This is a genomic window from Streptomyces roseifaciens, assembly GCF_001445655.1.
Lineage (GTDB): Bacteria > Actinomycetota > Actinomycetes > Streptomycetales > Streptomycetaceae > Streptomyces > Streptomyces aureoversilis.
The window spans coordinates 1603855-1619033 of sequence record NZ_LNBE01000004.1; the positions used below are offsets into that span (position 1 = coordinate 1603855).

Genomic DNA, 15179 nt, shown 5'->3' on the forward strand with positions numbered 1-15179 from the left:
AGAGATGGGTCGGTGGTGCGGTGCGGGGCGCCGGCCTCGGTGAGGGGCCCGGCGCCCCGGCCGGTCCTTGCGTCAGGCCGACGTGCGGCGGCGCCCGGCGAGCACGCCGAAGGCGACGCCCGCCGCGCCCACGACGATGCCGACGATGCCGAGCGTGCGGGCGGTGGTGTCGGAACCGCCGTCGCCCTTGCCGGTCTTCTCGGACGCGTTCTCGGTCTTGTCATCGCCCTTGGCAGCGTCCTTGGCGCCGTCCTTGGCGTCCGCCTTCTTGCCGTCGGCGGCGGCCTTGGCGACGAGCTTCAGGGTGGGAGCGGGGTGCTCGGCCTCGGCGCCGCCCGGCTTCGACGGGTCGATCCAGCGGACGACGTCGTCGTCGGAGTACGTCTGGAGCGCCTTGAAGACCAGCTCGTCGGCGTCCTCGGGCAGCTTGCCGACGGACAGCGGGAACTGCTGGAACTGGCCCGGCTCGATCTTGCCGCCGGTCCAGGTGATCTTGCTGACGGCTTCCTCGATCGTCTTGCCGTGCGTCTGCAGCGGCTTCTCCAGCTTGGTCTTCTCGACCTTCACCTCCCAGCCGGGAACCGGCTGGGGCATCACCGAGGAGAGCGGGTGCTTCGGGTCGAGGGTGACCTCGAGCTTCACGGTCGAGGCGTTGTCCTTCTCGTTCGGCACCTTGAAGGCGATGGTGCTGTAGCCGCCCTTCTCGGCGGTGCCGGGCTGCACGCTCACGTGCGCGGCGGCGGGGCCGGCGAGGAGCAGGACGGTGCCGGCGGCGACGGCGCCGATGACGGGGAGGCGACGGCGAGCGGTCTTGGCGTTCATGGGGACGCTCCAGGGGCAGGAGGGATCGGTGAAGGGGGGGCACGCGTGCGGGGACGACGACCGTGCAACCCGCCCTCCTGCCCGGAATGCGCCTTGTGTACAGGCGTGCGCGAGCGCGCTGCAGAGCGGGAGGCGCTCGGCTGCTCGGGGGGAAGGGGAAGGGGTGCCGCGTCGTCAGGCCGCGAGGGCGAGGGCCGGCGGGCCCCGCCTGATCACGAAGTGCTGGAGCACCGGCTCCGTCGCGGGCCGCTCCTCGTCCCCGGACGGGCGCGGACCGGCGACCGGCGGCTTCCCGGCGGCCGTCTCCCTCAAGGTGCCCACGAGCGCGAAGGCGGTGCGCAGCGCCCGTACGAGAGAGGTCTCCGCGACCTCGCGCGCGGACCGCTCCGAGAGCGCGACCACTCGCCACAGCGCCACCTCGCCGCGCCGCAGCAGCCAGCCCGCGGCGAGCGCCGCGAGCAGGTGGCCGAGCAGCATCGGCAGCGAGAGGGGGAGTGCGTCGAGCAGCGAGCCGGAGGGCATCCCGGAGTGCATTCCGGAGCCCGCACCGGTGACCGCCGCCGCCCCCGACTGCTGCAGGGGGTGCACGGCCGGGTCGAGCCCCGCGTCGGTGATGACGCGGCGGGCGTCGGATGCGGACATGAGGTGCGGCTGGTTGCAGACCAGCTTCGAGGCGAAGGTGATCAGCCGGCCTTCGGCGGCCGTCTGCCGCGCGGCCACGCCGGCGCCCTGCTGGCCGATGCCGAAGAGCGTGTGCAGCGCGAGCTGCCCGGCCGCCAGACCCGCGGCGATCGACGGCAGCGAACGCTCCCGCCCCGCCAGCGGCACGGCCACGGCGAACACCGCCGCGAAACCGGCCGCGAGGGTCCACAGCGGCACCTTCGCGCACGACGCCAGCACGTGTCCGCCCGCGGACAGCAGAACACAGACCGCGGTGAACACCGCGGCCCGGATCAGTCGCAGATCGGCGCCGACACGCGCGACGGGGTGAGACATGGCTGCGCCATCATCCCACCGGGCTTACCCCTCCCCTACAGCAGGGGGCGCTCGATCTCCACCCGGCGGGGGCGCACCGGCGCACTCCCGTCTACTGCCATACACCGATGCACCCGCCGGGCGCGTCGTCCGAATGAGCGGTCTCACACGCTCCGGAGGCTTACGGGGCGTCAGCGCTGGCTATACGTATCGGTATGTCGAGCCGCGGCCAGGAGGCTGAGCATGAGCATTTGGTGGTCACTCCATCTGCGGCGGGAGGCCGCGAGCGTTCCGCTCGCGCGGCGGTTGCTGATCGGCGCGATGGAGACGGCCGGCGTCGACCCCGAAATTTCCTATGATCTTTCGCTCGCCCTGAGCGAGGCGTGTGCGAACGCCGTCGAGCACGGAGGCGATTCCTCCACGGGCTATCTCGTGACGGCGTTCATCGACGGTGACACCTGCCGTATCGAGGTCACCGATTCCGGCCCGGGCTTCCCGGAGCAGCCCCGCCCGCACGAACGCCGCCGGCAGCGCCCGCAGCCGCCGAGGCCCCTGGCCCCCGCCGAGGACGAGCACGGCAGGGGCCTCTTCCTCATCGAGTCGCTCACCGACCACGTCCGCGTGCGCAACCGCCCGGGCCGCCAGGGGGCCGTGGTCACCTTCGACAAGATCCTCAAGTGGAGAGAGGACGCGGCACTGCTCCGGGCGTCGTGATCCCCGCCCGCGTCGCGAGTCTCGTGATCCCCGCGTCGCGAGCCCTGTGATCCCGGCGTCGCGAGCCTCGTGATCCCGGCGTCGCGAGCCTCGTGATCCCGGCGTCGCCGGCCCTGTGAGCCCCGCGTCCCCCGGTCGTCACCCGATCGTCAGCGGTACCGGGTGGACCTCCGTGACCGGGTGCCCGGCCTGGGCGTGGACGCGCTTGACCGCATCCGCCGAGGGCGCCTCGGACAGGCAGTAGACGGTGCCCGACTTCGGGTCCGCCCAGGCCCGCTCGAAGTGCACGCCCTCCTCCGACTCGATGGCCAGATCCCTGCGGTGCGCTTCCTCCAGCTGCTCGCCGGTGATGCCCTTCATGCCGTGATGGACGTCCATGAACTTGCTCATGGCTCCCACACCTCCCTGGGTGCGCCCTATGTGGCCATGATGCGCTCAGGGTCCCCTGCGGACCACCGCTGGAACGCGGCGAGCCGCAGCCCGGAAGGCTGCGGCTCGCGCGCACGGTGGTACCCCGGCCCTTGAGAACCGCGGCTACCCGGCCCTTCGGGCCTGTGTTCCTCAGCCCTTCAGGGACGCCATCCACGCCTCGACGTCCGCGGACGTACGGGGCAGCCCCGCCGACAGGTTCCGGTTGCCGTCCTCGGTCACCAGGATGTCGTCCTCGATGCGGACGCCGATGCCGCGGTACTCCTCGGGCACGGTGGTGTCGTCCGCCTGGAAGTACAGGCCGGGCTCGACGGTCAGGACCATGCCGGGCTCCAGGACGCCGTCCACGTACGTCTCGGTGCGGGCCACCGCGCAGTCGTGCACGTCCAGGCCGAGCATGTGGCCGGTGCCGTGCAGGGTCCAGCGGCGCTGCAGACCGAGCTCCAGGACGCGCTCCACCGGGCCCTCGACCAGGCCCCACTCCACCAGCTTCTCGGCCAGCACGCGCTGCGCCGCGTCGTGGAAGTCGCGGTACTTCGCGCCCGGCACGACCGCCGCGATGCCGGCCTCCTGCGCCTCGTACACCGCGTCGTAGATCTTGCGCTGGAGGTCGTTGTACGTGCCGTTGATCGGCAGCGTGCGGGTGACGTCGGCGGTGTAGAGGCTGTGCGTCTCCACGCCCGCGTCCAGCAGGAGCAGCTCGCCGGAGCGGACCGCGCCGTCGTTGCGCACCCAGTGCAGGGTCGTGGCGTGCGGGCCGGCGGCGCAGATGGAGCCGTAGCCGATGTCGTTGCCCTCGACGCGGGCGCGCAGGAAGAACGTGCCCTCGATGTAGCGCTCCGAGGTGGCCTCGGCCTTGTCGAGCACCTTCACGACGTCCTCGAAGCCGCGCACGGTGGAGTCGACGGCCTTCTGCAGCTCGCCGATCTCGAAGGCGTCCTTCACGAGCCGCTGCTCGCTGATGAAGACGCGCAGCTCCTCGTCGCGCTCGGCGGTGACCTTGTCGGCCAGGGCCTCCTCGATGCCGGCGTCGTGGCCGCGGACGGCGCGGACCGGGCCGGTGGCCGCGCGCAGGGCGTCGGCGAGCTCGCGGACGTCCTTGGCCGGCAGGCCCAGCAGCTGCTCGGCCTCGGTGAGGCTGTGGCGGCGGCCGACCCACAGCTCGCCCTGGCCGTCGAGCCAGAACTCGCCGTTCTCGCGGTTGGAGCGGGGCAGCAGGTAGATCGTCGCCCGGTGGCCCTCGGCGCCGGTCGGCTCCAGGACGAGCACGCCGTCCTCGGTCTGGTCACCGGTGAGGTACACGTACTCCGTGGAGGCGCGGAAGCTGTACTCGGTGTCGTTCGAGCGGGTCTTGAGGCTCCCCGCCGGGATCACCAGGCGCTCCCCGGGGAAGCGTGCGGAGAGCTCGGCGCGGCGGCGGGCCGTGTGCGGCGCCTGCTCGACGGGCTGCAGGTCGCGCAGCTCGGTGTCGGCCCAGCCGGTCTTCATGTTTGCGGCCAGCTCGTCGGAGACGGCGGGGTAGAGGCCGTTCTTCCGCTGCTTGATCGGCTCGTCGCCTTCGGGGTTCTCGGGCGCGGGCTGCTGCTCGGTCACTGCATTCCTCCTCGGACGGGGCGCTTTCCATCGTATGTGCGACCGAAATGCGAGGAAACTATGAGGAAAATCCGAGGAGGGGAACAGGGTCGGAGGGGCGCGGTCCGGGGCGTCCGGCCGGAGCCCGGCCGTACGGAGCCTGGCCGCCGGAGCCTGGCCGCCGGAGCCTGGCCGTACGGAGCCCGGCCGTACGGGACCGGGCCGGAGGGGAGCCGGTCACTCGAAGCGGGCCGCCAGCAGGACGACGTCCTCGCTCCCGTCCCAGGCGCTGTGGCCCTCCTGCGGCAGCATCGTGCGCAGCACGTGCTCCACCAGGGCCTCCGGGTCCCGGCGCGCGGCCTTCGGCACACCGGCCGCCGCGGTGCGCAGCCGCGCGAAGGCCCGGTCCATCGGCCGGCCGGTCCGGTGCAGCAGACCGTCGCTGTAGAAGAGGAGCGTTTCTCCGGGGGCGGGCTCGATCTCGACGCTGGGCGCTTCCCAGCAGGCGAGCATCCCGAGCGGCGCGGACAGCGACGTCTCGACGAACTCGACGCGGTGGTCGCCGATGATCAGCGGCGGGCAGTGGCCCGCCCCCGCCAGGAGGACCTTGCGGTCGGCCGGCTCGCAGTACGCGAAGAGCGCCGTCGCGGCGCGGGCCGGCTCGGTGAGCCGCAGCAGGAGCTCGAGATCGGAGAGGACCGCGACCGGATCCTCCCCTTCCATGACGGCGTACGCCCGCAGGGAGGCGCGCAGCCGGCCCATGGCCGCCACGGCGCTGGGACCGGAACCGCTTACTCCACCCACGGCCAGGCCGAGCGCGCCCTCGGGCAGCGGCAGCGCGTCGTACCAGTCGCCGCCGCCGAGCGGGCCGGTGCGGTGCCGGACGGCCAGCCGGACGCCCGGCGTCCGGGGCAGCCTGCTCGGCAGCAGCTCCTCGCGGAGCGTCGCCACGGCCTCCCGGGCCTCGGCCAGTTCGAGCTGGCGGGCGAGGTGTTCGGTGGCGTGGTCGCGGTAGAGGCCGACGAGGTGGCGCTGCCGCTCGGTGGGCTCGGCCGCCTCGTCGTACAGCCAGACGGCCGCGCCGATCCGGCCCGCGTTGTCGGTCTCCAGGGGGACGGCGTAGCTCGCGCCGTAGCCGAGGCGGGCGGCGACCTCGCGGTGCCGGGGGTCGAGGCCCTCGTCGGAGGCGACGTCGGGGTGGGCGGTGCCCGTACGGGAGCCCGTCGGGGGCAGATCGTCGAACAGCCGGCCGTAGGGACCGGGGACGGCCTCCTGCACAGCCTCCGCCCCGGAGGCTCCGGAGCTTCCGGGGGCTCCGGGGGCTCCGGGGGCTCTGGAGATTCCGGAGTCTCCCGAGGCCGCGGAGGCCCCGGACGCCTCAGGCCCCGCCCCGGCCTGCGGAATGGTCTCGATGTGGCCGAGGTCCGCGTGGTCCAGCCCGAAGCCGACGGTGACGGGGTGGTCGCGGCCGGGGCCCGTGGCCGGGTGCAGCGTGACCAGGCCGCGGCGGGCGCCCACGAGCGTCGCGCCCGCCCGCAGGGCCTCGTGGAGGGCCGCGTCGAGGGTGGTGGTGCGCGTGAGCCGCTCGGTCAGCTCCTGGAGCGTGGTGAGGTCGGAGATCCAGCCCGCGAGGCGGTCCTGGACGAGGGCGTTGGGCGCGGGGAGTGAGGGGCCGGGGAGAAGCGCCGGGCCGGAGGAGCCGGAGGAGGCGGCAGCGGCGGACGGGTCCATGGCGTCGCCGGTGTCCGCTGATGCATCTGCGCCGGGCGCTCCGGAAGCAGCGGGGGAGAGGGGATCTGCGGAGGAGGCGGCAGATGCGGGGGCGGGAGTCTGCGCGGGAGCGGGGAGCGGAGGATTGATTCCGGCCACTTTCGGCAGGTGGGGCGTGGTCATGGCCGGCTACCCGGACGGGGCGGGGGCGCGGTGCGCCGGGCGCTCGTGTGCACCGGGGACCGCGGCACTTCGCCGCTCCCTCTTGACCACCGTCTTGACCTGTGTTTTCTCATGAATAGCATCGCAAACCCCCTGTCGCGTTGCGCGCTATCGGTGCTCCACATGTACACGCCCGGGCAAGGAGATGTCCAGCATTGAACCGGTGGGATTGGTGGTGTCTATGGGGTTTCAAAGTTGGCCGGAAAATGGTCCAGAGGCCATGGATTTGCGGTCGACTGACGTTGCTCGACAGCGCGTCATATCCACACCGGTGGGTACGTACACGAAGAAGGGCAGGGGCAGTTGGGGCCGCCCCGGAACCCGGCGGCGGGCCCGAGCGTCTTAACCGGCGACGGCCGCGCCCGCACCCGAGGGCGATGGGGAAACCCATGCCGCAGGCGAGGGGCGACAGGCTCGGTACGAAGCGCCATACGCGCGCCACCCCCCGCCATGTTTCACGCTCGGCCCGTGGCGTGATGCGCTGCGTTGTACAAGCAGTGGCTAGTGATCCACGTGGTGTGCCGGCTTGGAAAGAGCCCCGGCGTGTTGAGCGGCGCGCCATGTCGGGCCGTAGTGCCATGGAGTTCGGACGCGGCCCGAGTGCAGTTCAGGTGCAGTTCCAGTAGGCAGTCCCGCAGTGCCGTGCAATGACCGCGCAGGGCTGTGCAGGGTCGTGCAGGACCCTGCAGCGCCTTACGGGTTTCCGCGGCACGCCGGTGCGCAGACCGGCTGCTCCGGCGCGCCGGCGGAACCCGTTCGGCGCAGCAGTGCAGCGAGTTCCATCCGTACCACCCGTACGGCCGCGCAAAACGGCCAGGCAGCCGCTGAGCAGTCGCCAGGCAGTCACAAGGCAGTTGTGAGGTAGTCACAAGGCGGTCGTAAGGCATTCGCAAGGCAGTTCAGAAGTGCATGCATGCAGTCCATCAGCGTGATCCGGCCCCTGCCACCGGCAGGGGTCCCGACTTCGGCGTTTACGGAAAGGAACGAGCGCTCATGCGCGAGATCCTCGGAAGGCGACGCAAGCTCTCGCTCAGGCGAGGCGACCGGTCCGCGGTCCTCACCGCGGCCCTGACCTATGCCACCGAATGGCAGTGGCCCGTGCTGCCCGGCGTGGGCCTGCGGCCCGACGGCGGGCGCGTACGCCGGTGCGGCTGCCCGCAGTCCGACTGCGCGGCCCCCGGCGCCCACCCCTTCGACCCGGGGCTGCTGGCGGCCACCACGGACGCCCGTATGGTCCGCTGGTGGTGGACCAACCGGCCCGACGCACCGGTCGTGCTCGCCACGGGCGGCCGTGCGCCCTGCGCGGTGAGCCTGCCCGCGGTCGCCGGCGCGCGCGCCCTGGCGGCCTTCGACCGCGCGGGCATCCGCCTGGGCCCCGTGGTCGCCACCCCCACCCGCTGGGCCCTGCTCGTGGCCCCCTACTCACTGGAAGTCCTCGGCGAGCTGCTCCACCGCCAGGACTGGGTGCCCGGTTCGCTGCTCTTCCACGGGGAGGGCGGATTCGTGGCCCTGCCGCCGTCGCCCACGGGGGCGGGCAGGGTGCGCTGGGAGCGGGCGCCGCTGCCCGGCGGCCGGGGTGGCCCGGCCGGATCTGTCAACGGCGCCTCGGGTGGCGGGATTCGTACGTTCCGTGGGGATCGAACGGAGCGCGCGGAGCGTAGGGAAGGTACGACCCGGTCCACCGCGCCGTGGCTGCCGGACGTGTCCGCCCTGGTCGACGTCCTCGTCGAGGAGAGCGCGGGCACGCCGGGCGGCGGCAGCCGGCTGGCCTACTGACCGCAGGGATGCGGCAGGGCGCTCTTGAGAAGCCTGGAGAACCCTTGAGAAGCCTCGAGGAGCCATGAGGGGCTCGAGGGGCTCGAAGAGCTTGAGGAGCTCGAAGAGCCTCAAGGGGCTTTGAAGGGCCTTGAGAAGCGCCGGTACGAGCACATGGAGAGCGCGTACGGACGGGAGACGCACGCGCTCTCACTCGTACGGGTGTAAGCCCGTCCGAGTTCTGCGGGATTCCACCGCGCGGCCCCGGGGCGAGCCCTGTCCTGACCGCTATGTTCAGGGGTGAGGGCCTGTGCCGGGCGATGCCGGCCGGGCCCGGTCGAACCGAGGCCGGGGTGTCCCGAGCCCGTCCCAGCCGTCCCCGCGATCCATTCAGCGTCCGCGCGGCGAGTCTCAGGTGGTCCCCATGGAGCGTGCGTCTGCATCCGGTGTGCCCGAAGTGTCTGGTACACCCGGTATGTCCGGCGGGTCGAGGGTGCCCGCGGAGCCCGACGGAACCCTCGCGGAATCCGATGGGGCCCTCGCCGGAGCGGATGGGGCCCTCGCCGGAGCCGATGGGAACGTTGCCGGACCCGGCGGGACCCTTGCGGAGACCGGCCGGAGCGGTGAGCAGCGGGGCGCCAACCTCCGCATGGTCGCGCTGGCGAGCGCCGTGGCACTGGCCGTAGTGCTGCCCCTGGCTGCCGCCACCGCCGGCCCCGTGGGCCTGCCGGGCCCGGAGTCGGCGCGGGGCGAGCGCCCCGGGAAGCACCCGGGGGCGGGCGACGCGCTGCGCGGCGAGTCGGCAGGGCTGGGAGGCCCGGGTAAAAACTTCGGCAAGGACCTCGGCAGGGGCCTCGGCCCGGACCTCGGGGAGGATCTGGGCGAAGGGCTCGGCGTGGGAGGGCGGACCGGCCCGGGCGCGGGCCGGGATGCGGCTCGCGGCGGGCGCGGCGCGGACGGCGGCTGGCCCGCGGCCTCGCCGCCGCTGATGGGCCCCGCCGGGTCGGCGGTCTCGGCGTCCGCCCGATGCGGCCCCGAACTCACCTCGCCCGAAGGCGTGGAGGCCCAGACGTGCGTCCTGGAACAGGGGAACGAGACCTGGGCCCGTACGTACTACCGCAACGCGACGGGCGCCCCTCTGCGGGCCGTTCTGACCCTCATGGGCCCCGACGGCCGGACCGTCCAGGTGCACTGCCGTACGACCGCCTCCGACGACCCCGACGGGTGCGAGACGCCTCGCGCGCGGACGGTCCGGGCGGGGAGCGGGAAGGCGGCGGGAGGCGGGAAGGCGACCGGGCGCGGGGGCGGAGAGGCGGCCGGGGACGGGCTCGGCGGAGATCCGTACGAGGCGGTCGCGGAGATCGCTTCGGCGGACGGGAAGCTGCTGCTGCGCTCGGGGAGCAACTCGGCGGAGGACCGAGGGGATTAGCCGGGCGGAGCGCCGGGTGGAGCGCTGGGCGGAGCGGCCGGGTGGGCGGGGGCTCGGTCCGGGATCGTCCCGGACGGGCGCCCGGCGCGTGCCGGGCGATGGGCGGCGGCCGTGCGAGCGGCGTGCGCCCCGGCGCTCGGTCGATGTTCGCGTCGATGTCCGCGTCCGCGTTTCCGGGCATGGAAACGCCCGGTCGCTGGCGACGGGGGATGCACCAGCGACCGGGCTCCTAGAACGGTAACAAGAGATCGGCCGTTCGCAAATTCGATCGTGGATTTCCGGACGCGTATTTCCGGGCTGACAGCGGGAGTTGTGACAGGAGTCACGTGAATGGCGGCCATTTAGCCACCGGAATCAACTACTCCGCTGCTTGGAATCCAACAGTCCGCCCCCGGGACCGGCTACGCCCGGCCGCTCCGGAGGCGGACACGCCTCAGTTCAGGGTGATCTGACGGCTGGTGAGGCCGCTGCGCGCCCGCCGCTCGTCGGGCGTCAGGGGAGAGGCGTCGGCGAGTGCCGTGGCCAGCCGCTCCGCGAAGGCCGCGGCCGGCTTCTCGGTGTCCTCCGCGCGCATGTCGCTCGGCAGGTCCCAGACGGGCACGGTGAGCCCGTGCGCCCGGAACGACCCGACCAGGCGGGTGCCTTCGCCCAGCGAGGAGGTGCCCGCGGCGTGCAGCCGGGCCAGAGCGTCCAGAAGCTGCTCCTCGGGGTGGGTCATGACCCAGCGGAGGTGATTCTTCTCGGGGGTCTCGCACCAGTACGCGGCCTCGACGCCGGAGAGGCGGGCCGTGGGGAGGGCGGCGGCGTTGGCCCGGTCCAGGGAGGCGGCGACCTCGCCGGTCGCGTTCTCGGCGTTCTCGACCCAGAACTCGAAGCCCGTGTGGACGTCCGGCTCGAACGGAGCCTCCGGGTCCAGCAGATCCTGCAGGCGCGGGCCGTCGGTGTCGGCGCGGCCGGCGGTCACCGGGGTGCCCGGAGCGGCCTCGAGCGCGCGCCGCAGGGTGTCGGCGAGGTCGCGGCTGAGGTCGCCGGAGGCGGTGTCGTTCTGCAGGCCCAGCAGCACGGCGCCGTTGTCGCGGCGCAGGGCGGGCCAGGCCATCGGCAGCACGGTGGCCAGCGTCACCGACGGCACGCCCTCCGGCAGCCCGCCCTTGAGGGTGAGCTCGACCGTCGCCGCGGGCACCAGCTCGCGCAGCGCGACCCAGTCCGCCTCGCCGGGCAGGCCCTCGAAAGGCCGCTGGACGAGCTCGGTGGCCGCCTGCAGTGCCGCGCGGCCGTGGCAGGCCTTGTAACGCCGGCCCGAGCCGCACGGGCAGGACTCGCGGGCGCCGACGACGGGGATCCGGCCGTCGACGGCCTGCGGCGATGAGGCCTTCGTCTGGGGCCCCTTGGTCTGGGGGCTGCGCTTCTTGGCCATGGCGTGCGTGTCTCCCGATCGGTGCAGGTGCGTGCGTACGGCGCGGCGGGCACGGTGGCGTGCGTACGGGTCTGCGTACGACACGCTCCGTACGACGCGGCGCGTACGGCTCGTACGGGCGCGAGCCTAGCGCTCGCCGCGGCGGCCGGAATGGGCACGCGCGCGGGGCGTCGGGAGGAGGGGACGGCGGGAGGGCACGAGGGAGGCGCGAACGGAGGCGCGCGGGGAGGGGCGCGGGGAGGGGCGAAGGGAGGTGCGGAGGCAGGCGTGCGGGAAGGCACGGAGGTAGGTGCGGAGGTAGGTGCAGAGGCAGGCGTGCGGGAAGGCATGGGGAGAGGCGCACGGAAACGGAAGGTGCGCGGGGAGGCGGTCGGTCGGCGAGTCGGGTCGGAGGGTCGTCGGCCGGTGGCGGGGTGCCGCTCTCCGCGGAGCCTGTTCCCTGGCGGGCGCTCCGGGTGCGGGGCCCACCGGCCGTGCACGGGCGTGCTTGCTCTTCGGTTCGTACGGGATCTCGCGGCGTCGACGTCTCGCGGCAGGATCTACGCGCGTCACGCCACCGTCATGTCAGTTCGTCGATGTCTGCGAATGCGGGTCTGGGGCCTGCGGCGACGCGCGTAGCGAAGCTGTCGTGCACCGAGAGTGCGGCCCAGACGGTCACCTCGCCCGATGAGTCACGGACCCCCCAGTCCTGGGAGAGGGCGCTGATGATGTTCAGCCCGCGGCCTCCGCGGGCGGTCACCGAAGGCGTGGCCGGAACCGGCCGGGTCGGGCCTCCGCCGTCCGTCACCTCGACCGTGAGCCGGCCGTGGGCGTCCACTCTCCATGCGGCACGTATCCCCCCGTCCTTGTCCCCCTCGTCCCCGTCTCTGCGACCGTCGCCCTCCGGGCTCAGCGGGCGTCCGTGCCGGTACGCATTGCTGAGCAGCTCCGAAAGGATCAGTACGGCGTCGTCGATGACCGAATCCGGTACCCCGATGATGCGCAGATCCTTGCGCATCCGGTGTCTTGCCTGGCCCACACCGGTTGGACCATGGGGTACGGCCATGATCGACGACGTGGGCACCTCCTGTGCCACCACCAACGCCACCCCCGAGACCTCCTTTGCCCCACGTCAGGGGATGGATGCCCCAATGGACTGGACCGGAAACCGGCCATCCGAGACCCGCCGGGGGCACTCGACCGGCTCGAACACGCACCGAACGCGCCGGTGCACTCCTTGTAATGGGGCTACGGCGTGGGCGTCATGGGGATGCGCGGACGGGTGGGCGTCACGGGGTCACGCTGCGACGCAGCCGGACGCTGCCGGGCGCTGCCGGGCGCAGAGGAGCTACGACCGGCCGAGCTGGGTGAGCACCCGCCTGGGCCGGTTGGTGATCAGTGCGTCCACGCCGAGGCGCGCGCAGAGCTCGACGTCCTCGGGCTCGTTCACCGTCCAGACGTGCACCTCGTTGCCCGCGTCGCGCAGCCGGGCCACGTAGCCGGGGTCCTTGCGGATGATGCGGATGCTCGGGCCGGCGATGCGGACGCCCGCGGGCAGCCGCCCGTCGCGGTGGCGGGGCGAGAGGAACTGCATCAGGTAGACGGTCGGCAGCGCCGGCGCGGCCAGCTGGACGCGGTGCAGGGAGCGGGCGGAGAAGCTCATGACCCGTACCGGCGAGGGGCCGCCGTCCGCGGGCGGCCCGGCGAGTCCGAAGCGGCCCAGGAGTTCGAGCAGCTTCTGCTCCACCTGGCCCGCCCAGCGGGTCGGGTGCTTGGTCTCGATGGCGAGCTCGACGCGCCGCCCCGCGTCGGCCACGAGCTCCAGCAGCCGCTCCAGGGTGAGCACGGACGTCGCGTCGAGGTCCGGGGCCTCCCTGTCGGAGACGTCGGCCTTCCAGGAGCCGAAGTCGAGGGTGGCGAGATCGGCGAGCTCCAGGGAGGAGACGGCGCCGCGGCCGTTGGAGGTGCGGTTGACGCGGCGGTCGTGCACGCAGACGAGGTGGCCGTCGGCGGTGAGCCGGACGTCGCACTCGAGGGCGTCGGCGCCGTCCTCGATCGCCTTGCGGTACGCGGCCAGGGTGTGTTCCGGAGCGTCCTCGGAGGCTCCGCGGTGGGCGACGACGGAGAGTGGGTGCCGCTCGGGGCGGAGGTCCCGGGCCGGGTGCGCATAGGTCACCGCGTTATCGTGCCATCGCCCGGCACCATCGTGCATGCGGTCCCATTTGTTATGGAGTGCCCGGAGCGCAGCGTTGCCGCCGTGGGGGCACAGGGTCCGCTTACGGTGGTCTGACGTGCGGTGGGAAAAGCTTGTCCCGGGCCGGTCGTGGGCTGGTCCCGGCCGGTCGTGGGTGACGGGAACGGCGCCGGCGGCGTGGATCCTGCGGATGACGTGGACACCACACCGCGCATGGCGTAGGCACCATGTAGGAACTGATGTGGCACCTGATGAGGAGAGAGCTGTGAGCACCGAGAACGAGGGCGCCGCCGTCGCGCCTGCGGAGGGCGTTCCGGATGTTCCGGGCGGCTCGTCGGGCATTTCGATGGAGAAGGGCGAGGCAGCCGGGGCAACCGGGGCAGCCGGGGCGGCTGTGACGGGTGCGGACGCAGCCGGGACGCAGGCCCGTACGGAGACGCCTGCGGGCGGCGCTGCTGCCCCTGCGGCCCCCGTGGCCCCTGCCGACCCTGTCGATCCTGCCTCCGGTGCCGCTCCGGCCGCACCGGTCGCTCCGGCTGCACCGGCTGCTCCGCCCCAGGCGCCGGTGCCGCCCGTGGCCCCGCCCCAGCCGGGGTACGGGCAGCAGCCGGGCGCGCAGGGTCAGGGAGCCGGCGGCTGGTACGACGCGCAGGCTCAGCAGGCCCAGCAGCAGCCCCAGCCCCAGCCTCACCACCACCAGCAGCCGCCGCAGGCTCAGCCCCAGGCGGGGCCGTACCCGTACGGCGTGCCCGCGGGCGGCGGCCCGATGGGCCCGACCGGCGTGTGGGCCGGCGGCCCCGACGCGTACCCGCCCGCTCGCAAGCGCGGCGGCGGCCTCGTGGCGATGGCGCTGGCGGCGACCCTCGTCGCGGGCGGCGTCGGCGGGGGGATCGGCTACTGGGCGGCCAGCCGTGACGACGGCAGCAGCTCGACGACCATCTCGTCGTCCGGCGACCCGAAGACCGAGAGCCGCGCCCCCGGTTCCGTCTCGGACATCGCCAGCAAGGCGCTGCCGAGCGTCGTCACCATCGAGGCGCAGAGCGGCGGCGGCGAGGGCGGCACGGGCACCGGCTTCGTCTACGACACCGAGGGCCACATCCTCACCAACAACCACGTCGTCGCCTCGGCCGCCCAGGGCGGCGGCAAGCTCATGGCCACGTTCTCGGACGGCAAGCAGTACGACGCCGAGGTCGTGGGCCGGGCGCAGGGCTACGACGTCGCCGTCATCAAGCTGAAGAACCCTTCCGGCGCGAAGCTCAACCCCCTCCCGCTGGGGAACTCCGACAGGGCGGCGGTGGGTGACGCCACGATCGCGATCGGCGCACCCTTCGGGCTGTCCGGCACGGTCACCACGGGCATCGTCAGCGCCAAGAAGCGCCCGGTGGCCTCCAGCGACGGCGGCGGCATGGGCAAGGCCTCGTACATGAGCGCCCTCCAGACGGACGCGTCGATCAACCCGGGCAACTCCGGCGGCCCGCTCCTCAACGCCCAGGGCGCGGTCATCGGCATCAACTCCGCCATCCAGTCCGCGAACAACGGCGGCGGCTTCGGCGGCGGTCAGCAGCAGGCCGGCAGCATCGGCCTCGGCTTCGCCATCCCGATCAACCAGGCCAAGAACGTCGCCGACCAGCTCATCAAGACCGGCAAGCCGGTCTACCCGGTCATCTCCGCCTCGGTGAACATGAAGGACGCCGGCGCGGGCGCCAAGATCGCCCCCACCGGCGACAACAACAGCCCGGCCGTGACCCCGGGCGGCCCGGCCGACAAGGCCGGCCTCAAGCCGGGCGACGTCATCACCAAGCTCGACGACACCGCCGTCGACAGCGGCCCCACCCTCATCAGCGAGATCTGGACCCACAAGCCGGGCGACAAGGTGAAGGTGACCTACACCCGCGACGGCAAGCAGTCCACGACAGAGATCACATTGGGCGAACGCAAGGGCGACAACTGAAGCGATAGGC

Annotated in this window: 11 protein-coding genes and 1 pseudogene; 4 read left to right on the forward strand and 8 right to left on the reverse strand. The window is 73.1% G+C overall.

Annotated elements, in window-relative coordinates; all coding sequences use genetic code 11:
- Window positions 1-72: 72 nt before the first annotated feature.
- On the reverse strand, window positions 73-822 hold the full coding sequence (locus AS857_RS24340) for a YcnI family copper-binding membrane protein (protein ID WP_058045391.1): 750 nt from the start codon (window positions 820-822) through the stop codon (window positions 73-75).
- Between the two features lie 174 nt (window positions 823-996).
- A complete protein-coding gene (locus AS857_RS24345) occupies window positions 997-1818 on the reverse strand; it encodes a hypothetical protein (protein ID WP_173864799.1) in 822 nt (273 codons plus the stop codon).
- 222 nt (window positions 1819-2040) lie between these two features.
- Between AS857_RS24345 and AS857_RS24350 the strand changes: the two genes are divergently transcribed.
- On the forward strand, window positions 2041-2511 hold the full coding sequence (locus AS857_RS24350) for an ATP-binding protein (RefSeq protein ID WP_058045392.1): 471 nt from the start codon (window positions 2041-2043) through the stop codon (window positions 2509-2511).
- 138 nt (window positions 2512-2649) lie between these two features.
- Here the strand turns inward: AS857_RS24350 and AS857_RS24355 are convergent, their stop codons facing one another.
- The 3 genes from AS857_RS24355 to AS857_RS38000 form a co-directional block, all read right to left on the reverse strand.
- Window positions 2650-2901: an SCO4226 family nickel-binding protein gene (locus AS857_RS24355; protein WP_058045393.1), complete on the reverse strand. Its 252-nt coding sequence runs from the start codon at window positions 2899-2901 to the stop codon at window positions 2650-2652.
- A 171-nt stretch (window positions 2902-3072) separates the two neighbouring features.
- On the reverse strand, window positions 3073-4533 hold the full coding sequence (locus AS857_RS24360) for an aminopeptidase P family protein (protein ID WP_058045394.1): 1461 nt from the start codon (window positions 4531-4533) through the stop codon (window positions 3073-3075).
- Between the two features lie 216 nt (window positions 4534-4749).
- The gene (locus AS857_RS38000; protein WP_058045395.1) at window positions 4750-6243 is read right to left on the reverse strand and encodes a PP2C family protein-serine/threonine phosphatase; all 1494 of its coding nucleotides are present in this window, start codon (window positions 6241-6243) and stop codon (window positions 4750-4752) included.
- A gap of 1194 nt (window positions 6244-7437) precedes the next feature.
- Between AS857_RS38000 and AS857_RS24370 the strand changes: the two genes are divergently transcribed.
- Together AS857_RS24370 and AS857_RS24375 are read left to right on the forward strand one after the other, a co-directional pair.
- Window positions 7438-8220, forward strand: coding sequence for a bifunctional DNA primase/polymerase (locus AS857_RS24370; protein ID WP_058045396.1), 783 nt, complete (start codon window positions 7438-7440; stop codon window positions 8218-8220).
- 628 nt (window positions 8221-8848) lie between these two features.
- On the forward strand, window positions 8849-9628 hold the full coding sequence (locus AS857_RS24375) for a hypothetical protein (protein ID WP_058045397.1): 780 nt from the start codon (window positions 8849-8851) through the stop codon (window positions 9626-9628).
- A gap of 433 nt (window positions 9629-10061) precedes the next feature.
- Here the strand turns inward: AS857_RS24375 and AS857_RS24380 are convergent, their stop codons facing one another.
- From AS857_RS24380 to AS857_RS24390, 3 genes and pseudogenes are all read right to left on the reverse strand, one after another.
- Window positions 10062-11045, reverse strand: coding sequence for a DUF5926 family protein (locus AS857_RS24380; protein ID WP_058045398.1), 984 nt, complete (start codon window positions 11043-11045; stop codon window positions 10062-10064).
- A gap of 559 nt (window positions 11046-11604) precedes the next feature.
- Window positions 11605-12237: pseudogene (locus AS857_RS24385) on the reverse strand (ATP-binding protein).
- A 135-nt stretch (window positions 12238-12372) separates the two neighbouring features.
- A complete protein-coding gene (locus AS857_RS24390) occupies window positions 12373-13200 on the reverse strand; it encodes a glycerophosphodiester phosphodiesterase (protein WP_058045400.1) in 828 nt (275 codons plus the stop codon).
- Between the two features lie 283 nt (window positions 13201-13483).
- Here AS857_RS24390 and AS857_RS24395 point away from each other — a divergent pair, with 283 nt between their 5' ends.
- A complete protein-coding gene (locus AS857_RS24395) occupies window positions 13484-15169 on the forward strand; it encodes a S1C family serine protease (protein ID WP_245700449.1) in 1686 nt (561 codons plus the stop codon).
- The last annotated feature ends 10 nt before the right edge of the window (window positions 15170-15179 follow it).

Excerpts from the sequence above, each read along its gene's own strand:
- AS857_RS24340 (WP_058045391.1), bottom strand. The coding sequence starts at position 822 with ATGAACGCCAAGACCGCTCGCCGTCGCCTCCCCGTCATCGGCGCCGTC.
- AS857_RS24370 (WP_058045396.1), top strand. The coding sequence starts at position 7,438 with ATGCGCGAGATCCTCGGAAGGCGACGCAAGCTCTCGCTCAGGCGAGGC.
- AS857_RS24380 (WP_058045398.1), bottom strand. The coding sequence starts at position 11,045 with ATGGCCAAGAAGCGCAGCCCCCAGACCAAGGGGCCCCAGACGAAGGCC.
- AS857_RS38000 (WP_058045395.1), bottom strand. The coding sequence starts at position 6,243 with ATGGACCCGTCCGCCGCTGCCGCCTCCTCCGGCTCCTCCGGCCCGGCG.
- AS857_RS24345 (WP_173864799.1), bottom strand. The coding sequence starts at position 1,818 with ATGTCTCACCCCGTCGCGCGTGTCGGCGCCGATCTGCGACTGATCCGG.
- AS857_RS24355 (WP_058045393.1), bottom strand. The coding sequence starts at position 2,901 with ATGAGCAAGTTCATGGACGTCCATCACGGCATGAAGGGCATCACCGGC.
- AS857_RS24350 (WP_058045392.1), top strand. The coding sequence starts at position 2,041 with ATGAGCATTTGGTGGTCACTCCATCTGCGGCGGGAGGCCGCGAGCGTT.
- AS857_RS24375 (WP_058045397.1), top strand. The coding sequence starts at position 8,849 with ATGGTCGCGCTGGCGAGCGCCGTGGCACTGGCCGTAGTGCTGCCCCTG.